This window comes from Nitrincola salilacus (genome assembly GCF_046271865.1).
Classification (GTDB): domain Bacteria; phylum Pseudomonadota; class Gammaproteobacteria; order Pseudomonadales; family Balneatricaceae; genus Nitrincola; species Nitrincola salilacus.
The window spans coordinates 3,811,993-3,831,765 of the sequence record NZ_CP176580.1; the positions used below are offsets into that span (position 1 = coordinate 3,811,993).

Sequence of the window (19,773 nt, forward strand, 5' to 3'; positions counted from 1 at the left end):
CTCATGCTGATTTCCCTATCATCAACGCCATTCCGAATTCGGTAACAAGACCAGTTCTACCCGTCGATTCTGGGCTCGACCATCCGCTGTATCATTGCCAGCAACAGGCTGGGTATCCGCCTTCGCATCTATGCTATACCGTCCCTGCTCATTCCCCGCACGCTCCAACACACCCTTAACCTGCTCAGCACGTGCCTGGGATAGATGCCAGTTGGAAGGAAACCGGAGGGTATTGATGGGATTACTATCTGTATGACCTTCAACAATGACCTTCCCTTCCACATCCATCAGCGCAATACCGATATGGTTGAGTAATGCCGCATAATCCCGCTCTACCTCTGCACTGCCAGAGCGAAACAGCTGGTCTGTATTAATAACGATACGGATCTGATTATTTCGATCATTCAGGCTCACTTGCCGCCGCTCGACCTCACGCTCCAATAATCGACTGACCCGAGCCATTACAGACTCGTCCAGATCCGGTACTTGTACCTGAAAATCGCCGTGCTGCTCGGTCAGCGTTCGCGAAGCATTCAACAATGAGTAGCTGGACTGATCATTCACCCGGATGAGCAGATAGAAGTACACGACACACAACAAGGCGAGCAGAAATGCAGAAAGCACCCAGAGAGGCAGGGTGTTACGAATTTTTTCCGCTACAACCTCTTCACCCTTCCAGTGGATGGAGATTGGCTTGGGTATTGCGCCACGGATTTGTATGATCGTGCGATACAAACCATTTTTCAGCTCCAGCAATTTACTTCCACGGTCTGGCTCTATGGCAAACTTCCCTTCAAACCCCAACGCCAGACAGATATAAATCAACTCAAGCAGATCAATGTTTTTCCTAGGATTTTTTTCAAGATTACCCTGGATAACGAAAAAGTTTTCACCACCCCAGGTTTCCGCATGGAAATAACTCAGCAGGCTATGTCGGCTCCAGTTGTTTTTTTCCCCCAAGGGGGTATTCAACACAAACTCATCTGCCGTGGAGCACAGCAGATAGCGCGCTATTTCTATATCCTTGGAGTCCACATTGGCTTCATAGGCTTTTTTCTCAAACGCCTTAATCAACTCAATGAGTCTGATTTTAAGTGTTTCAGGACTCAACTGTGTTTCGTAATTACGGATCGACGGTAGCAGGGCCAGAATTTCAAATGCGGCATTTTCAAGCAGATTCAGACCACTGCTCAACGATGAGATCTCCTCTATCGTCATCACAGATTCGACAGTACGCGCAGGCCGAGGCTGTTCAGATTCTATCTGGCCCCGTCCTCCCGGTGTCGGTATCATGACCGTTCTATCACCACTAAATCCCATACAACTTCCCTGTATTACTGTTTAATCGCCCAAAGATCCATTTTCAGCTCAGGAAACTGCTCACCGATATGCAGTGCAATTGCGCGATTAGCCCGAATGGCCTCCCATAAACGCCCCTGCGCTTGAAGCTCAAAGTAGACAGCTCCGCCCTGGTAAGGAATCTGTCTGGGTGCCACAGGCATCGGCTCGATCCGGATACCGGGAAGCTGTCGATTTACCAACTGGGTGATATGTTCAACAGGCCCTATTTTCAGATGTGTCGGAAACTTGCTACGCAATGCTTCCTTGGGCAAACCTGAAGACACAACCAGCACATAGGAGCGTTCACTCAACTCTTCACCCGGAATCACGCCGATTCGAACACCATAGTTTTTCACTTCAAGCTCTATGCGATAAGCATTCTGCTCCAGCAAGGTATTCAGTGAACGGTTCAATTCCAACATCAGCTCATCAAAGCAGCACTTGAGATCTCGATGGTTATAGCCAAGCATTTCCCGCAACATGCGGGATTCTGCTGTAAAGGTGGACAGTTCGGCAGCAAGGCTGAGCCCTTGATCGTAGAAGTCCAGTGGATGCAATCCGCGTAACCGACCAAAATGCTCAAACATGACTTTATAACGATTGGTAATCTGCAACAGCATCAAATCAGATATGTCTGCAGCAGCCTCTGTCCCGGCATTAAGGATGCGCTGTGAATAGAGCTGGCTTCGCAAAGATAGAAGCCCGGTAATTTCTCGAACATACCCTGCAAGATTGGGTTCCGCAGAAACAAATAACGTAGGTGGAATAAAACCCTTGTCCAGGCGAATCTCATCACCAGCCACAGAGTGCACTTGCGCTATCGGAATAACGGTATTCTGCTGATGCGTAAGACGCTCAGACTGTAGCCGAATTTTCTTATGTGCGACCTCAATGTCTGCAGAACTGTTGGTGTCTGCCACAACATCTGTAAATTGATGGGTCTCGATCCTGAAACGTGCATTGCTGGCAGTCCTCTGCATCCGATCCATATCAACACTGCCATTCTTCCACAATGGCAGACACAGGTTGATTCGATCACCTTCCTGCAGCTCGCTGATATCCAATGCATCTGGCAGAGTATCAGTACCGGGCATTTCGAACGGCGTGCCATCCTCAAAAATACCACTGCACTCTCTAACCAGCACTTTTCCAATTTTCAATGCCCCTTCATCAAATGAAAGGTTGGTAATACCCCATGCGTATCCGCTCAGTGCAGTGGTCTTCAGATTGATCAGTTTTTCAAAATAACGGTCCTGCTGCTGAAAATGCTGCGGGCGAATAAACATCCCTTCAGTCCAAGCAACCTTTTTATGCCAACTCATCGAAATCCTTCTCTTTATTTCTCGAACGCAACCACTTTGCCTTCTAGATTCACACGTAACTGAACATGGTTATTCAAGTTCAGGTATTTGCCTATAAACCCGCGGCCATCCCCGATTTGAACAACATCACGCCATACGGCATTATCAATATCCTGATACGCGGCCACGACACCGACATAACGCACATACTCGTCAATTTCGAACAATATCGTTTCATTTGTACCTGGCCGGATCACGACCCCTTTTGCCAGATCCGTGATACTGGATGCGCGTTGATTGTGAAATTCGAAATAGTCCGCGCGAATGAAGTCCGTATCACGCTCCATCAGAAAAACCTGTACTTCGACTGGAAAGGACTTATTCAAAAGATTCGGATTGAGGTATTCAGCTGCCACCAGGTCGACACTGACAAAAAACTTGCCCTCCTGACTACTGATACTACGTATTGTATCCAGCGCACTGCAGCCTGAAAGTAAGCTGAACAACCCTAACATCAGCCAACGAAGGCTAAGCTTCATGGTTAAGCTTTTTGAGCTGACCTTCATACGCCATACCAAATTCCTTGATAAAAAATCCCTGCAGATCATCCGACATGCTTGCCTTCAAGGTTTCATGGAACTCTTTGTACTCTTCCCAGCAATTCACCTTCTTCATACCTGGCAACCCAGTAAAATGACGCGGCTTGCGCTGAAACTGTTGCTCTAATGACTCTGGATCAAGGCGATTCAGCAACTTGAACAACGACTCCTGCACACCTGACATCATGGCTAACTGATGCGCTTGTATGTCGGCATAACTTTCTTCAATGGCTTTATTTCCCGACTGATAGGCCTGCCCTTCTGAAAACAGAATGATGTTCAAGGCCTCACGGCCCGTCGGGGAAAACTTGAATGGGTTGTTATCCGTCGGTTGTATCATGGTCTGCTGCAAACGGAACTCGCCCTTAACCAGTGAGCGCGTTGTCAAAGCCTGAATCATGCCATTGGCAAAGGTCTTGAGCAGCAAGCCAAGTCGATCAGCCAGCATCGGAGCGTCTTTAACCAGGGATGGGTCAAGACCGGCAGTCAGCAGAATCCGCTTTAACAGATCCGTTTCGGATAATGCATCAGCATCAGCGTTTACAGTAGGCACAACCGTAGCCACCGATTGTCGATTTTCAACATGCACGGATTTAAGTGGGACTGGATCGCTAACAGTTTCTTCTTCGACGTTTACAGTTGCTGGTGCTGGTGCTGGTGCTGGTGCAAATACATCTGATCTGTCTTCAGGCGGCTCTGGAATATCCCGGGATTCCTTCGGTTCGAGACCATCAGAATCCATCGTCAGGAACCAGTCATCCGGTAATACGGGCTGAAGCTCAGGCAGGGGTTTGGATCGAGACGTCATCAAGCTGACGCGCTCAGGACTCAGATGATCATCAGAGGTTTTAATGGCCGACGAAGTAGAGACAGCTGACGCTGAAGAGGTATCAGCTAATGCAGTAGCAAGGCCGCCAGCGGTGTATCCATCTGAATGAAAGACACTGGTACTCGACTCACCATAGGGTAACTGATCAATCGATACACTGATTTGATAATCACCAATACGAATCAGAGAACCATGCTTCAGTACAGCGCTGCGACCACGCCCCAGCGGAGTCTCCTGGCTGTCTAAATAAACACCATTGGTACTCAGATCAGTAATGATAAAGCTGTCATTCTTGCGACTGACAATGCAATGTTTGCCGGATAGGTGCAGATTGTCATCTGGGAGAACCCAGTGGTTATCACTCCCTCGTCCGATCGAGAGCAGCTCGTTTTCCAACTGGATTGAACATCTGTCTTTCAGCTGCGATTGCTGTTCGCTGATAACTGTCAGCTCCATCAGCATCTTGAACTCCTTTCAAGGTCCATTCACGCCTGCAACTCCGCAGACTTTATCTTACCCACACGTCCGACATGCTACCTGAACGGTCAGCATGTGCGCATGTGCGATGGCGGGGGGATTCTAACATCCCTTACCCTCCCTTTGGCAAATATAAATTGATCAATTTCATGGTTCATAGTATCGGACAGGGGAGGTAGTAACGCGTCGCCATGGACATCGCTATGCCACCACCTCATTTCAGTGATGCATCCTCTCATATGCGGTTTGGATTGTTGGTGAAGTCATACAGGGCACCCATGATCGGGTGCTCTGTAGCGATGCCGCTCAGCTCTAGCTTTCCTTGCTCAAGCCGCGACAAACAATTCAGCAAGCCCCAACTGCTCGGCGCACACCTGCAATGAATTCTGCTGCGCATCCTGATAAAGTTCCAACTCATTCAGTACCGAGCTTCCGAGTGCATGCTGGAACTGAGCCTGACTGGAGCGCGCACGATACTCTTCGCGCAGATCATCACCCAGGTTTGACTGAAAAATTCCCGCAGCACTGACTGGCAAAAAATCTTCATACACCAACGGATCGAAGCGGATATAGCCCACCTGAATCAGTCCGTCCAATGTATCTGAAGCTTCGATATTATCGCGATTGGCCAGCCCCAGCTCTGTCACACTATAGCGAAACCAGGCCAGCTCCTGCTGACGCAGCATCTCATAATCATCGGGGAAGGCAGCAAACACCGAAGCCAGCACTTCGGCATATTCATCGGCATTGCCTTCGTGCGGCGCACCACCGATCACATCACGCACCTGAGCCAGCAACTGATCATACAGAGCCCGGCCTTTTTCAGTCAGCGCCGCACCGCGCTGCTCAATTTCACCAAAACGTGCCGTGTGCTTGCCTGCCTGCAACCGCCCTTCTTCATCGACAAAGGAGACCTCCTCCTGCAGCGCTTTGAAGCTGGTCTGGCGCAACAAAATCGGACACTTACGTGATGGTGGTCCCTCAATGACAGCCTTGGGCTTGATACCACGCGATGGCATATGTGCTTGAACACTATCGATATCCAGCGTTCTCGGTGTCAGGTGATTGATATGAGGACCCTTGAATGCCACTACATCTGCGATCAGGCGATGCTGCTGATTCAGACGCTCATACAGCTCGGCACTCACTGTCGCCTGCTGGTGCCAACGGAAGGTTTCCAGTGCCTCAGACACGAAACATTCGGCATCCTCCGCACTCAGCCCACCCGCCTGCTCACACTGCTCGATCAGCGCCAGCGCGCCTGGGGTGAAAATCTGCCGGCGCTTGAGTGTCTCGCTTGCCAGCTCACGCAGATCACTATCCTCTATCAACTCAAGACGCAGGAGTGATGTGAAGACACGGAAGGGGTTCTGCTGTAACGATGTTTCATTCACCGGGCGAAAAGCGGTTGAATGAACCGGAACGCCGGCAGTAGAAAGATCATAATAGCCGACCGGATACATCCCCATAACAGCAAACAACCGACGCAGAGTGGCCAGTTCTTCTGCTGTTCCGACACGTATCGCACCATGGCGTTCCGCATCAATGCGCGGCAACTCTCCAGTACTGATCAGGCTTTCTGTCAGTGAAGGGGCTCGCTCCAGCGCAACACGATTGGCATCGGCAACAAGCTCCAGCAGATCGCCATAAAGAGGCACTTCAGTCTTGTACAGAGTCGACATGGCACTGGCAAAGCGCGCTCTGATCAGATCAGGACTGACGAATCCAGAGTTGGAGGATTGGGTACTGGAAGTAGAAGATACAGTCATGGTGAATCTCTGGCTCATGTCCGACACAACTTACAGATGCATCAGACGATAGTTAGGGTTTCATGATCTCACGGATCAACAGGGTGCTATGAAACCAGTTAGAAGAGCCAGGTTCAAACGAAAAAAAATGGACTTATCATTCCATAAAGTTATGAACTACGATTTAAATAGATTCTCCATTCAATGTCGACCAACCCCGTCACGCGCTAAAATCCAGGTGATAAAATTCTTTATTTTAGGGACTTCACCTGCATTTTCAGGAAACGCCAGATAGTGTGCACCACTACTGGGCATAGCATTCCCCCAGGGAATGACGAGTTTCCCCTCCTCCAGCTCCTGAGCAACCAGGTAGCGCGGCACCATGGCCACACCAAGACGAGCCTGAGCGGCACAGATACACATGTAGAAGGTTTCAAAGCGCGGCCCCTGATAGCTCTGCTGCATCTGCAGACCTTGATACTGAAACCACTCCTGCCAAACTTCTGGGCGTGACGTACACTGAAGTAGCGTCAGGCTCTCATTTTGCAGTGCCTCTTCGATGCTCTCGGCAAGGCTCAACCCGGGAGCACAGACTGGCACCACCTCTTCACCAAACAATTCAATACAGGTCGCGCCCGGCCAACTGCCCTGACCAAAAAAGAACAGAATATCCGCTTTACCCTGCTGCAGATCAAAAGGATCCAGCTGATTCAGGATATCCAGATGTATATTGGGATGCTGATCATTGAACCCCTGTAGCTGCGGAATCAGCCAGCGTGCACCAAAGGTGGGTTGAGTCGCTACCTTCAGTACCTGGGTCTCACTGCCGTAGGAGAGGATATAACGCGATGCACTCTCGACCTGATTCAATATCCGGTTCACCTCAGCAAGATAAAGCACACCGGCAGGCGTCAGCTTAAGATGACGCCGAGCGCGACTGAACAACTGATGCTGCAGCAATTCCTCCAACTGCGCCACCTGTTTGCTGACCGCACTCTGCGTCAGAAACAGCTCATCTGCCGCACGGGTGAAGCTGAGGTGGCGAGCCACCGCCTCAAAGCACTGCAAGGCTGTAGTGGATGGCAAAATGGGTCGTGTCATGTGCAATCGTATCCTTGTTGATCAATTTCCGCCCGACTCAAACAAGCCCACCCCGTTGTGCTCAGCTATTATGATATTTTTCGTGTGGCAATTAACCCCAAGTCAGCATGTTTTTCTAGCATGACTGGCACAAATGATCAATCAGCGGTCTCATGGCAGTATACTTAACACCAATTTTGAGCACCCGTGCTCAAATGCAACTTATGGAGGAGAGATGCAACCCATTATTCAGGTTAAACAGCTCAACAAAATCTACCCCGGTGGCTTTCAGGCATTGAAAAATATCGACCTGGAAATCAGGCGCGGTGAAATTTTTGCGCTGCTCGGTCCCAACGGCGCCGGAAAGACCACGCTGATCAGTGTGATCTGCGGTATCGTCAACCCGGGCGAAGGCCAAGTGTTGGTCGATGGCATGGATATTGTCAGAGACTACAGACAGGCACGCCAGCGCATTGGTCTGGTCCCTCAGGAGCTGTCAGTCAGTATTTTCGAGACCGTCTGGGATACCGTCACCTTCAGCCGCGGCCTGTTCGGCAAACCGCGTGACTCTGCGTATCTTGAGCAACTGCTGCGCGATCTATCCCTGTGGGACAAGCGCAACAACAAGATCATCACTTTGTCGGGCGGTATGAAGCGTCGCGTACTGATCGCCAAGGCACTGTCGCATCAACCCGACATACTGTTTCTGGATGAGCCGACAGCCGGGGTCGATGTCGAGCTGCGCCGGGATATGTGGCAGATGATCCGACGCCTTCGTGACAGTGGCGTCACCATCATTCTGACCACCCACTATATTGAGGAGGCTGAGGATATGGCCGACCGCATTGGAGTGATCAACAAGGGTGAAATCGTGCTGGTGGAGGATAAAAACAGCCTGATGCAGAAACTGGGTAAGAAGCAACTGACCCTGCAGCTGCAGCACCCCCTGCCGACAATCCCTGCAGAGCTGCATAATTACAGCTTGCAGCTATCAGAGGATCAGTACCAGTTGATTTTCAGTTATGACTCCGACAGTGAGCATAAGGTGATCGTCAATCTGCTGCGCAAGCTTGAGGATCTGGAGATCGAGTTCACCGATCTGCACACCACTCAGAGTTCACTGGAAGATATCTTTGTCGGCCTGCTGGAGGAAACAGCATGAACATCTACGCTATCAAGGCGATCTATCTTTTCGAACTGGCGCGCACCTGGCGTACGCTGATGCAGAGCATCGCATCCCCTGTTCTGTCGACATCGCTCTACTTCATCGTCTTCGGCTCGGCCATTGGCTCGCGCATGGTAGCGATCGACGGGATCAGCTATGGAGCCTTTATCGTGCCGGGCCTGATCATGCTGACGGTGCTGACCGAGAGCACCTCCAATGCATCCTTCGGTATCTATATGCCGAAATTCTCGGGCACGATCTACGAGATACTGTCAGCACCTGTATCGGCAATCGAAATCGTGATGGGGTATGTGGGAGCAGCCGCCACCAAGTCGCTGTTGCTGGGCTTGATCATACTCGCCACGGCACGCATCTTTGTCGACTACTCCATCGCGCACCCCTTCTGGATGCTGGGCTTTTTGATTCTGACTGCCATTACCTTCAGTCTTTTCGGCTTTATCATCGGTGTCATGGCAAACAGCTTTGAACAGCTGCAGATCGTGCCGATGATGGTGATCATGCCGCTGACCTTTCTCGGGGGCAGCTTCTATTCCATCAGCATGCTGCCGCCCGTCTGGCAGACCATCACTCTGTTCAATCCCGTGGTGTATCTGATCAGCGGTTTCCGCTGGAGTTTCTATGGTGTAGCGGATGTCAATGTCGGACTGAGCCTGGGCATGATTCTGTTGTTCATGCTGACCTGCGTGGGCATCATCGGCTGGATCTTCAGAACCGGCTACAAAGTGAAGGTGTAAATCCTGTTTGGGTCTGAACACCCAACGTAAAAAAGGCCGGGCAAATTGCCGGCCTTTTTTGTGCACGATCACTCAGGTAGCACTGGAGCTCTTCGCTCCCGGGGTCGGTCGCAGCAGCATGCGGGTACGCCGACGCTCCTGCAATCCGATCAGCACCAGCGGCCCGACAATCATCACCGATCCTGCAATAAACCAGATATCCGGCAACTCCTGGAACCAGAGCCAGCCGACCGCCAGAGCTGACAACAGACCCGTGTATTCAGCGCTGGTGACCTGATTGGCTGGCACATGGCGATACGCCAGCAACACGGTCATATGGTAGGCCATGATGAACAGCGAAGAGCCTATTGCCGTCAACCACAGAGCCGGTACCCAGGCATGTCCTTCCCAGATCGCCAGTGCCAGACTGGCTGGCAGAACATAGATATGGCTGATGAACATGCTGTGCACCAGTGTCTGTTTTTTCGGCAGCTTACGGATCAGCACAGCGCCCGTGGCAAGTGAAAGCGCCACGCCCAGTGCACTGAGGCTGGCCCAATTGATCTCAAGCGGCCTGAGAATAACGATGATGCCAAAAAAGCCGCTGACCACTGCTACCAGGGAGAGCGTGGTCAGCTTTTCACGGAAAAACACCACCGAAAAAACCATCACCAGCAAGGGTGCGCAATAGAAGAGCGCATTGGCCGTCGCCAGAGGAAGTGTGTTCAGCGCAATAATCATGCAGTAAATGCCGAACAGACTCAGATGCGAGCGCACCAGATGTACCTTGCTACCGGCAAACAGGTTGTCTCGATCAATCTTGCCAATAAAAGGCAGCAGAAAACCCAGGGTGCAGAGCGCACGGATAAAGATGAACTGGAATACCGGAATATCGGCACCTTGCCATTTGATAATCGCATCTGAAAATACCGCCAGCGCGTTGCCGATGATCAGCAGAATAATGGCACTGGTGACTGTCTTGCCTGACATCTACGCCTCCAAAAAAATTGACCGATTGGTCTGATAAGTGATCACTATAGACAGCGCTTTGTATCATGTATAATGATATTTTTAATCTTAGTATTAGTTATTTGAATAATGAAACTACCTCCGTTGAAAGCCCTGCCCGTGTTTGAGGCGGTCGCCAGACTGAACAGCTTTTCGCGTGCCGCACAGGAGCTGCATATCAGCCAGAGTGCCGTAAGCCATCAGATTCGCTTGCTGGAGGATTATCTGGGCGAAGCGCTGTTTGTGCGCAACGGGCGCTATCTGAGCCTGACCGAAGAGGGCAAGAGTTACTTTGAAACCATCGCTTCGGCTCTGTCACAAATAGAGCGTGCCAGTGAGCAGTTACAAGGACATGAGGATATGCAGGTGCGGCTGGCTCTGTTCAGTTCCTTTGCAGTGCGCTGGCTGATTCCGCGCCTGCCGGGACTACAGCGCCAGTATCCGCAGCTTAACCTGACGCTGGAGATGATGAGTGCCGAGCCCCAGTTGTCGGATCGCATATCAGACTGTTTCATCACTTTGCAGCATGAGCAGCGTGGTTTCACATTCGATCTGATCTATTCCGAGCGCCTGTTTCCTGTCTGCAGCCGCACGCTCTGGCAACGTTTGTGTGCCGATCTTCTGCAGCAGGGACTCATCAGCAGCATGGAGCCGGAGAGCATCTCGGCTGAGCATCTTAAGCGCCTGCCGCTGCTGTCGACTTACAGTATTTTCGGAGAAAAGGGAGAGGATTGGCGACGCTGGTTTCAGGAGGCTGGCACCCACCTTCCCGAGTCGACGCGCTATCAGCATTTCAGCCATATGTTGTTGACGCTGGAAGCTGCCCGGCACCATCAGGGCATCGCGCTGACTAATGACTATATGTATATCCCGTCGGAAGACCATGATCTGGTGATGCTGCCGACACATATCATGAAAACCCATGATCGCTTCTATGTCGCTTATAAAAGCAGCCGTCGTCAGGAGCCGGGGATACAAATTTTGCGCCGTTGGCTGAATGAGCAGGCGCGTGCGTCGGGCCTGCTGAGCCCGCACTGAACTCTTTGCCGTACTCTTTGTTGCACTCTTTACTGTACTCTTCTACTGATTATAGCTCAGGAGTCATCACTCCTCTTTGTCACTGACATCCTTGCGCAGCATATCCACCACCGGCTGAAACGCCACCCGATTAGCATCATTCAGATCCAGCAAAGCTTCATGCGCCCGCAGGATCATCCGTGCTTTATCCAGCTCCGTATGATCCGCCTCATCAACAGCAGCAAAGGTGACCTGTTGATCGGTTGGCTGTGCCACCAGTTCGAACACCTGATCCAGATTGAGGTTAATCAGTAGTTCATTCACTTCGGGATGAGTGCTGAACAGTGTCGGGCGCGGCAGGCCGCGGGACAAACAATGGCGCGCCAAGCTGGCCAGCAGACCAACATGCGTACTGTCCATGAAGCTCGCTTCGTTCAAATCAATCACCACCTGTGAGCAGGCTATCTCATCCTGCTTGAACAGCCGTTCAATCAGATCATCCAGACCGCTCGCAAGGGTGTAGCGCAACTCACCGCAGAGTTTGAAATAGCAGACGCCTTCATGGCGGGTAAAAAAAATCTGATCCTGCATGGCTCAGTCACTCCTGCGCTCAATCTTGAGTATGGTCAGGTCATCGGGCAATACCTGATCATCCGGGATGGAGAGATTTTCGATGATCTCATCCACCGAGCGCTCAGGTGTGCAGATGCTGCCGGTCAGTCTGCGCAGCTTGTCATCATTATTAGCACCCGGCAACAGGTCGAGCACGCCATCGGAAAACATCAGCAATCGACAGGAGGATGGCAATTGCCTGGTGTGATTCTGATAATCGGAAAAGTCGAACATGCCGACCGGTGTACTCTTGAGCTCGATAAACTCGGCCTGATTGTGCTCATCAAAGAATAGTGGCCAAGGATAAGCACCAGCATTAGCGTAGCAGATCGTGTGATCACGAATGTTCAGCACGCCATAAAAAAGTGCAATATATTTACTCATCTGCTCACGCAGCAACTCCTGATTAAGCTCACTGAGCAGAGCTGCCGGATCAGTAATGCGTTCATGCTGTTTGCACTGAAAACCATACAGACTGGTGCCCATAAAGCGCTTCAGATACACCGTAACAAAGGCGGATGCCACGCCGTGTCCGGACACATCGGCGATATAGAACCCGACGCGCTCGTCATCTATGCGAAAGTAATCCAGAAAATCACCACTCATAAACTCCGAGGGCTTGAGCCGGTGGCTGAAGTGGTAGTCTCCAAACTGTTTGTGGCGCTCGGGCAGTAACTTGAACTGCACCCGTTTACCGGCACGCTCCCCCTCCTCCAAGGCCTGAAGTGAGGTTTTCAGCTTGTCATGCGCCAGTTGCAGTTCACGTGTTCTCGCCTCCACTTCAGATTCAAGTCGGCAGTTCAGTGCATCCAGATCACGAATCACGGTATAGGCGCGCAAAGAGGAAATAACGGTGGTCAACAGATGATGTGCCGTCAGCTCGGTTTTGGAGCGATAGTCATTGATATCATATTCCTGAACAACTTGTTGCTCAGGAGCATGCCCCGGCTGCCCTGTCCGCAGAATGATTCTGACCCGACTGTTGTTAAGTTCGTCTCTGATATGGCGAACCAGCTGCAGCCCGGCATCTTCTGTTTCCATCACAACATCAAGCAGAATCAGTGCAATATCCGATTCCTTCTGCAACACCTCCCGTGCCTCGCCGGCACTGTAGGCACTGATAAAATCAAGATGCAGCCCCTGAAACAGAAAATCACGCAGTACCACCCTGGTCACTTTATGAACCTCTGGCTCATCATCTACTATGAGTACTTTCCAGTAAGCCTCTGCGCGCTCCAAGGCTGGTGTTTCTTCAGCAAACACCAGCAGTGCATCACCCTCTGGATGAACATCAATATTTTCTGCCATGCTGACTTCCCGGAATGAGTGCCACCAAAATTGAGCAACCCTGCCATAAACAATAGTCAGCAGACGAATGCAGTGCAACATTTAGCTGTCTCTGAGTCGAGTAAGTACTGACATCAAACAGACATCTGCCTGTCATGCCGCTTTCACAGACGCCCCTTAGGCTGAATACAGTCTGTATGAGAGGGGTGAATCATGCTCAATATTGAACAGTTGGTGGACGAAAAATATCCTTCACTGCAAACCAAACCTGCACTTATTCGCCAACCCTTCGTTCAGTTGCTGCGTCAGTTATTCCATGAGTCTGAGGTCAATGCGTTTCTGACCACCCATCAGAGTCTGGGTGCTTTCGAGTTCACAGACAAGGTGCTGGAAAACTTCCGTGTCAGCTATCTGGTGTCGGCACGTGAAAAAGAGAACATTCCCAGTGAGGGGCGTGTGGTGATAGTGGCCAATCACCCACTGGGCACATTAGACGGACTGGTGCTGCTGAAGCTGATTGGCGAAGTACGGCGCGATGTCAGGATTATTGCCAATGATATGCTGTGGCAGTTTGAACCCCTGCGCCCGCTGTTGATTCCGGTCGACAATCTGACCCAAAGCGGCTATCGCAGAACTGTGCGCGAAGTAACACGCTGCCTGATGCGCGATGAAGCAGTGATTATTTTCCCCGCCGGCGAAGTGTCCCGCGCCGGACCAACCGGCATCAAGGATGGTCCCTGGCAGAGCGGCTTCGTCCATTTTGCACGCAAGACCAATGCACCGATACTGCCGGTCCACCTGAGCAGTAAAAACTCGGCACTCTTCTATTCATTATCCCTGATCTACCGCCCATTGGGCGGCCTGATGCTGGTCAATGAGATGTTCAAGAAATATGCCGAAGACCTGCCGGTGCGCGTGGGTGAGATGATTCCGCTGGAACGTTTTGATGGTAGCGACCTGCCACTGAAAACCAAAGTCAAGCTGCTGCGTAAGCATGTCTATCGCCTGCCGAAGAAAAAGAAACCGCTGTTTGTCACCGAAAAGCCGATCGCTCACCCGGAAGAGAAACTGCTGCTCAGGCGCGAGCTTAAATCTGCCGAGTGTCTTGGTAAAACTCAGGATGGCATGCAGATCTACCTGTTTGATTATCGGCCAGACTCGGCCGTGATGCGCGAACTGGGCAGACTGCGGGAATTGACCTTCCGCCGCGTGGGTGAAGGTACTGGACAGCGTATTGACCTGGATGCCTATGATCGCGATTACCAGCATCTGCTGCTCTGGGATGAGGAGGCGATGGAGCTGGTCGGCGCCTACCGCATCGGCGAGGGACAGAAGTTGATGCAAAACGGAATGGAGAAATTCTACACCAGCAGCCTGTTTCAGTATCAGCCAGCCATGCAGGAGATACTGCGGCAGTCGGTTGAACTGGGACGCAGCTTTGTTCAGCCACGTTACTGGGGAAAACGCAGTCTGGAATATCTGTGGTATGGCATCGGTGCCTATTTGCGCTCGCGACCGGATATACGCTACATGCTCGGCCCCGTGTCTATCTCAAGCAAGCTGCCGCAGCAGGCACGCGATCTGTTGGTGATCTATTATCGTCACTATTATGGAGACAATACATATGGGGACAATGCGTATGGCAACACTCCAGCACGAGTGCTGCCGAATGCCCCCTATCAACCAACTTCTGCCGGGATCGCTGAGGCCGACATTCTCTTCGGCTACGAGTGTGCAAAAACCGACTTCATCGCCCTGAAGGAGCGGCTGGATCTGTATGGTGTGACGGTGCCAACCCTTTACAAACAATACACTGAGCTATGCGAGCCGGGTGGCGTCAGGTTTCTGGATTTCAGTGTGGATGCCGATTTCGGTTACTGCATCGATGGACTGGTGCTGGTCGAGGTAGATAAGATAAAGAATAAGAAACGCCAGCGCTACATGTCAGATCTGAAATAACACATGCTGGCTGCAACTCCTGCAGCCAGCACTTGCCTGCACTGCGCTCACCACCGATAATCTCCGGAAGCGACTGCAAAATTTTCTGCAGCTGACAGGTCCGGCTGGAACTTTCATAACCTGATATCAGTCAGATCCACATCTTTATATAACTGAAAACTGTCCGGAGTCTAGCTTGAGTTCACATTCGACAGGGGGCATCTGGCCCTTTCTAAATCGTCATGGCCTGCTGATCGCCATGCTGGCATCACTGGGCATTCTCGCCATCGCGTTTTTTCTGGAATATGTGATGGGCATGGAGCCCTGTCCATTATGCTGGTTACAGCGTGGGGTTTTCGTGGCGCTGGCCGGAGTAGCAGTGCTGGGGATGCTGTTATCGAACGTACGGGCAGCTCGCTGGTCATTGGTAGCACTGTTCAGTGCCGTAGCGCTGGTGGGTATCGGCATCGCGATGCGTCATATTTACATCAAGATGAATCCTGAAGCAGCCAGTTGCGGCATGGACGTCGAGACACTACTTTCCTTTATGCCATTGGGGCAAGCGCTCATGCAGATGCTGCAAGGGTCAGCAGACTGCGCTGCAGCTGCAGATGTGCTGGGTATCCCGCTGCCGGTCTGGACAACAATCGGCTATCTGCTCGTTCCCTTCTTTGCCATCAGTCAGTTGCTGGGCAAGTCGCAAGTTAAAGCCTGATATGCACTGGGGCGGATCAGATCCGCCCCAGACGCTCGCCTGGCAAAGGCTAATTACTCAACCTTGGCTCAGAGCTCTTCGATCTGGCGACGCAGGTCAGTAATCTTGCGCTGAACCACTTTTTCCAGATGATCAATCTCTTCCAGAAGCAGTTCCTTGCGGCCGCGTGTCGTGCTTTCCTGAACAATCAGCTGTTCCAGTTCGGCCATTGCACGCAGAAAATGCGGTGAGGACTCGGTGGTTTCACGGTAAGTGACCAGCCCTTCATTAACACGGATTTTCTTGTACAGACGCTTGAACTTGAACTTCTTGCTCTTCGCAAACCAGTCACCCGGATCACGGTGAAAATAGATTTTCAGGATATCCATATCACCTTCAATGCGAGAGGAAAACTTCTCGATTTCAGAGACATCCTCGATGCCCATCTCTTTCAATGTCTCATACTGCTCTTTAGCCATTGCGGTCCTTCTCCCTTATCGGTAATAACAACAGGTCTTACGACACTCTTGAACACTATTGTGCATGTCACTCTGTATAGACAAGAGTCTAGTATAGCTCATATCACTTGTGTGATATGCCTATCCAGATCAATGGTTGTGTCTTTTATCAGTGGCTGCAGTTGCAGACAGGACCACCCCCGATCCATTGATTCCTGCAGAAGGCGCGGATTAGGGTTGGTAGGACGCGGCTCATCCACCTTAAGCAACAGTGGCAAGTCATTGTGCGAGTCACTGTAAAACCAGGTTTTGCCCGGCTTCATTGCCTGCCGAGACAGGTAAGCCTGCAGATGGGCAATCTTGCCAGCCTGATAACTCAGAGGCAGCTGCGGCCTGCCGGTCAGGCAGCCATGTTCCAGCTCGACATCGATATCGATCACTCCATCGAAGTGCAGTGTCTGAGCAATCGGCGTGACCAGAAATGACTCACTCGCCGAGATCATCAGCAGATGAGCTGCTTCGCCCGAGGATGTCGATAGGCTCAGACCGCTGGTAGGGTAACGCTGGTGTCGAATTTATTCCGCTTGCGCGAGATCAGAGTTCGAAACTTCTTCATGTTTGGGTGGCTATAGAGTACGCGGTCGCAAAACTGATCATAGGCGTTCATATCGGCCACCATGACGATTAATACAAAGTCGACTTCCCCGGTGACCTGATAGCACTGTTTCACCTCCGGCGCGGCCACGGCTATTCGAATAAACTCCTGATAAAGGGGTTTGTGGTCACGCTCCATGATCACTTCAACCACCATATGCAGCGTTGGGAACAGTTTCTCCGGGGCCAGCAAGACGACTTCCCGCTCGATGACGCCGTTTTCACGAAGGCGGCGTACCCGCTTCAGGCTGGCGGAGGGGGATATCCCAACCCGATTGGCCAACTCATGGTTGGTCAGGCTGCTATCGTTCTGCAGGCAATCCAGGATACGAAGATCCAGACGGTCAAAGTGCATAATATTTCTCGAAATCTGCGATAAGCGCATATTATTATCCAAAAGGGGGCAATCAAAAGAATTATTTCGCACTCACACTATAAAATGGAGCCTCTATAAGGACACACGAGTATTACCATGTTGACGCGGCTGTTCCATGCATTGAAGACTCCAGCAAAAAATACCCTTAAAGAGACAACTCAAGTCTACTTGACCCTGCTCAAGATCATGGTACCTACCCTGATCATCGTGAAAGCGCTGGAGTTGCTCGGTTTCACCCAGTGGTTGGGCACCTTGCTGGCACCCTTGATGTCGAGCCTGGGTTTGCCTGAATCCTTGGGCATCGTTTGGGCCGCAACCTTGCTGACCAATATCTACACCGGGATGGTGTTGTTCTTCGAGGTGGCCCGAACAGAAACTCTGACCGTGGCCCAGGTGAGCGTGCTGGGCACCTTGATGATTGTCGGCCATGCCATACCCGTGGAAGGCGCTGTAGCCAAAAAAGTAGGAGCGCCCTGGTGGCTGACCATCTTGTTGCGTGTTGGAGGTGCACTGGTGCTTGCCTGGATCCTGCATCGGGTATATCAAGCCGGGGGTTGGCTGCAGCAAAGTAATGAACTGGCTTGGCAGCCAGACTATCAGGAAGTCAGCCTGGCAGGTTGGGCTCTGGTTCAGGGGCAAACCCTGGTGGGCATTTTCTTCGTCATTCTGGCGTTGATCACCTTGCTCAAGCTGCTGCGCCGGTTTGGCGTCGAACGCTTGTTGCATGTATTGCTGTTCCCGGTATTGAGGCTGCTCGGCATTGGCCGCGAGGCCGCCAATACCATCGTCATTGGTGTGATGCTGGGGGTAAGCTTTGGTGCTGGATTGTTAATCCAGGAAGCCAGAAACGGCAAACTCACGCCCAGGGATGCGCTGTTGGCAGTCAGTTTTCTCGGGTTATGCCACAGCCTGATTGAAGATACGCTGTTGATCATGCTGTTGGGCGCCGACTTGTCCGCCATTCTCTGGGCGCGCTTATTATTTTCCTTTGTGGTGATCGGGATTCTGGCCCGGGTGCCCTTGCCTTTTCTCGATCGCCGGTTTAGCCGGGTAGAGAAGCTATGAACCGGCCCAGGAGCCAGACCTGAACGCTGCTGGTGGTTTGGTCTCTGTTATTAGCCCTGGTACCGCCCCTGGTTACTGGCTAGCCACGCCACTGCCCACCTGGTGGACAGGGAGAAACTGCCGGCTTGACGATTGGCATCGACCGCGATGTTGAAAGATGAAAGGCAATAGTGCCCAGGCCCACCAGGGCAAAGGCAATGATAAAGTTGGGTGGTGGTGATTCACCCAAGCCTAGGATGGAAATAACCGTTCCGACTACGGCGGCAACCGTTCCCATTTGGCTGAGGTACACCGGCCCGGCGATTCTTTGAAGCACGAAGAAAACAAGATAAAGCACCGAGAAAACTGCGATCTCCAGCACCAGCAATTTGAATACGGAAGTACTGGCGAACAAAACTGGCAGTTGTCCTGGTTCGGTAGTGAGGGCGAAAGCTAATAGAGCGATGGCTCCCACTTTCATCATCAGCGCTGCCAGATAAAGCGGCTCTGCACCTTCTGGCCAACACAGAGTGCGATAGATATTACCGAGGGCCAAAAAAAGCGGCATGACAAGTATCAGCGCAGCCAATACCAATGCGACATCGCTGGCAAAAGCCTTGGAAGTTGCCAGCAACAAGCCTCCAGAAAGTCCGAGCAGGACCCCAAAAAGTCGCATCCAGCGCAACCGCTCGAACCCGATCATCAGCGCAATGGCCAGGTAACGAGCACCGGGAAAGCAAAACTCATCGACAGGAATCCCGAACCGACATGACGAACAGCGAAAAAGCCCAACCCATTTGTCAAAGCCAGCAATCCGCCAGACACCAAGGCATATTCGGCATAGCATGGTTGCGTGCGCTGAGGTTCCTTCTGATCAGTGCACCATTGTGTTGTCCAGTAGACAAGCACCGAGATTGGCGCATCCGTAGCGCGACACAACGGTTATTTCAGCGGCAAACCACTCACTTCGACCTTTGTGCTCGCACACCCAACCAGAAGAAAAGCACTCACAAATATGGCAATAAAGAAGACTCGCACTGTCGCTTACTCCATGAGGACTCACACCTTCTGCTGGAAAGCGGAGAAGTGATTCGCAAGGTGCATTGCATGTGCTAACTCATACTCGGATTTGCTCAATTCACCATAAGCAAAATGCGGACGAAGTAGCTCCATCCAGTGCGCAAATGCCTGCACAGCTTGCTTCAGGCGGTTCACTGCTGCTGTCACATCGTTTGCTGCGCCAAGCAACGGAGCACCCGGGATGGGCTCGTCCAAGTCGTGCGTCATTCGCCCATACCATGAGAGTACCGTGAATGCGGTCGCGCCAACCGTACTTTGGAATACTTGAGGCTTTGTCAGTGGATACCCGGTCATTGAGTACTCGATCGCCTGTGGCAGCAGAATATGCATT

At 51.6% G+C, this 19,773-nt stretch carries 20 protein-coding genes; 6 read left to right on the forward strand and 14 right to left on the reverse strand.

What is annotated here, in order from left to right; all coding sequences use genetic code 11:
- Positions 1-21 precede the first annotated feature (21 nt).
- The 6 genes from tssL to ACK3CJ_RS17660 form a co-directional block, all read right to left on the reverse strand.
- Positions 22-1,320 (reverse strand): type VI secretion system protein TssL, long form, encoded by a 1,299-nt coding sequence (tssL, locus tag ACK3CJ_RS17635; protein WP_409523521.1) that lies wholly within the window; start codon positions 1,318-1,320, stop codon positions 22-24.
- Between the two features lie 14 nt (positions 1,321-1,334).
- Positions 1,335-2,663 (reverse strand): type VI secretion system baseplate subunit TssK, encoded by a 1,329-nt coding sequence (gene tssK, locus ACK3CJ_RS17640; RefSeq protein WP_409523522.1) that lies wholly within the window; start codon positions 2,661-2,663, stop codon positions 1,335-1,337.
- Positions 2,664-2,677: 14 nt separating this feature from the next.
- Positions 2,678-3,181 carry a type VI secretion system lipoprotein TssJ gene (tssJ, locus tag ACK3CJ_RS17645; RefSeq protein WP_409523523.1) on the reverse strand — a complete coding sequence of 168 codons (504 nt, stop codon included), beginning with the start codon at positions 3,179-3,181 and terminating at the stop codon, positions 2,678-2,680.
- Positions 3,171-4,532, reverse strand: coding sequence for a type VI secretion system-associated FHA domain protein TagH (tagH, locus tag ACK3CJ_RS17650; RefSeq protein ID WP_409523524.1), 1,362 nt, complete (start codon positions 4,530-4,532; stop codon positions 3,171-3,173). The genes tssJ and tagH overlap by 11 nt, the downstream gene beginning before the upstream one ends.
- A 341-nt stretch (positions 4,533-4,873) precedes the next feature.
- Entirely contained in the window at positions 4,874-6,316 is a 1,443-nt protein-coding gene (hglS, locus tag ACK3CJ_RS17655; RefSeq protein ID WP_409523525.1) for a 2-oxoadipate dioxygenase/decarboxylase HglS, read from the reverse strand.
- A gap of 180 nt (positions 6,317-6,496) precedes the next feature.
- A complete protein-coding gene (locus ACK3CJ_RS17660) occupies positions 6,497-7,396 on the reverse strand; it encodes a LysR substrate-binding domain-containing protein (RefSeq protein ID WP_409523526.1) in 900 nt (299 codons plus the stop codon).
- 214 nt (positions 7,397-7,610) lie between these two features.
- Here ACK3CJ_RS17660 and ACK3CJ_RS17665 point away from each other — a divergent pair, with 214 nt between their 5' ends.
- Together ACK3CJ_RS17665 and ACK3CJ_RS17670 are read left to right on the forward strand one after the other, a co-directional pair.
- Positions 7,611-8,537, forward strand: coding sequence for an ABC transporter ATP-binding protein (locus ACK3CJ_RS17665; protein ID WP_409523527.1), 927 nt, complete (start codon positions 7,611-7,613; stop codon positions 8,535-8,537).
- Positions 8,534-9,295, forward strand: a complete 762-nt coding sequence (locus ACK3CJ_RS17670; RefSeq protein WP_409523528.1) for an ABC transporter permease — start codon at positions 8,534-8,536, stop codon at positions 9,293-9,295. Before ACK3CJ_RS17665 ends, ACK3CJ_RS17670 begins: the two co-directional genes overlap by 4 nt.
- Positions 9,296-9,367: 72 nt before the next feature.
- On the opposite strand, the gene ACK3CJ_RS17675 is transcribed toward ACK3CJ_RS17670, so the two are convergent.
- Positions 9,368-10,264, reverse strand: a complete 897-nt coding sequence (locus ACK3CJ_RS17675; protein WP_409523529.1) for a DMT family transporter — start codon at positions 10,262-10,264, stop codon at positions 9,368-9,370.
- A gap of 123 nt (positions 10,265-10,387) precedes the next feature.
- Between ACK3CJ_RS17675 and ACK3CJ_RS17680 the strand changes: the two genes are divergently transcribed.
- Entirely contained in the window at positions 10,388-11,320 is a 933-nt protein-coding gene (locus ACK3CJ_RS17680; RefSeq protein ID WP_409523530.1) for a LysR family transcriptional regulator, read from the forward strand.
- Positions 11,321-11,386: 66 nt separating this feature from the next.
- On the opposite strand, the gene ACK3CJ_RS17685 is transcribed toward ACK3CJ_RS17680, so the two are convergent.
- Both ACK3CJ_RS17685 and ACK3CJ_RS17690 read right to left on the reverse strand, forming a co-directional pair.
- Positions 11,387-11,890, reverse strand: a complete 504-nt coding sequence (locus tag ACK3CJ_RS17685; RefSeq protein ID WP_409523531.1) for an STAS domain-containing protein — start codon at positions 11,888-11,890, stop codon at positions 11,387-11,389.
- A gap of 3 nt (positions 11,891-11,893) precedes the next feature.
- Positions 11,894-13,219 carry a PP2C family protein-serine/threonine phosphatase gene (locus tag ACK3CJ_RS17690; protein WP_409523532.1) on the reverse strand — a complete coding sequence of 442 codons (1,326 nt, stop codon included), beginning with the start codon at positions 13,217-13,219 and terminating at the stop codon, positions 11,894-11,896.
- Between the two features lie 192 nt (positions 13,220-13,411).
- Between ACK3CJ_RS17690 and ACK3CJ_RS17695 the strand changes: the two genes are divergently transcribed.
- Together ACK3CJ_RS17695 and ACK3CJ_RS17700 are read left to right on the forward strand one after the other, a co-directional pair.
- Entirely contained in the window at positions 13,412-15,157 is a 1,746-nt protein-coding gene (locus ACK3CJ_RS17695; protein WP_409523533.1) for a lysophospholipid acyltransferase family protein, read from the forward strand.
- Between the two features lie 175 nt (positions 15,158-15,332).
- Positions 15,333-15,851 carry a disulfide bond formation protein B gene (locus tag ACK3CJ_RS17700; RefSeq protein ID WP_409523534.1) on the forward strand — a complete coding sequence of 173 codons (519 nt, stop codon included), beginning with the start codon at positions 15,333-15,335 and terminating at the stop codon, positions 15,849-15,851.
- A gap of 68 nt (positions 15,852-15,919) precedes the next feature.
- Here ACK3CJ_RS17700 and ACK3CJ_RS17705 read toward each other — a convergent pair whose 3' ends face one another.
- From ACK3CJ_RS17705 to ACK3CJ_RS17715, 3 genes are all read right to left on the reverse strand, one after another.
- Positions 15,920-16,309 (reverse strand): DUF3461 family protein, encoded by a 390-nt coding sequence (locus ACK3CJ_RS17705; RefSeq protein WP_151702780.1) that lies wholly within the window; start codon positions 16,307-16,309, stop codon positions 15,920-15,922.
- Between the two features lie 98 nt (positions 16,310-16,407).
- Positions 16,408-16,791 carry an HAD family hydrolase gene (locus ACK3CJ_RS17710; protein WP_409523535.1) on the reverse strand — a complete coding sequence of 128 codons (384 nt, stop codon included), beginning with the start codon at positions 16,789-16,791 and terminating at the stop codon, positions 16,408-16,410.
- Between the two features lie 38 nt (positions 16,792-16,829).
- Positions 16,830-17,297, reverse strand: a complete 468-nt coding sequence (locus ACK3CJ_RS17715) for an Lrp/AsnC family transcriptional regulator (protein WP_409523536.1) — start codon at positions 17,295-17,297, stop codon at positions 16,830-16,832.
- Between the two features lie 117 nt (positions 17,298-17,414).
- Between ACK3CJ_RS17715 and ACK3CJ_RS17720 the strand changes: the two genes are divergently transcribed.
- Entirely contained in the window at positions 17,415-18,383 is a 969-nt protein-coding gene (locus ACK3CJ_RS17720; protein WP_409523537.1) for a nucleoside recognition domain-containing protein, read from the forward strand.
- A 79-nt stretch (positions 18,384-18,462) separates the two neighbouring features.
- Here ACK3CJ_RS17720 and ACK3CJ_RS17725 read toward each other — a convergent pair whose 3' ends face one another.
- The gene (locus tag ACK3CJ_RS17725; RefSeq protein WP_409523538.1) at positions 18,463-19,065 is read right to left on the reverse strand and encodes a hypothetical protein; all 603 of its coding nucleotides are present in this window, start codon (positions 19,063-19,065) and stop codon (positions 18,463-18,465) included.
- Between the two features lie 356 nt (positions 19,066-19,421).
- Entirely contained in the window at positions 19,422-19,772 is a 351-nt protein-coding gene (locus ACK3CJ_RS17730; protein ID WP_409523539.1) for a DUF1569 domain-containing protein, read from the reverse strand.
- Between the last annotated feature and the right edge of the window lies 1 nt (position 19,773).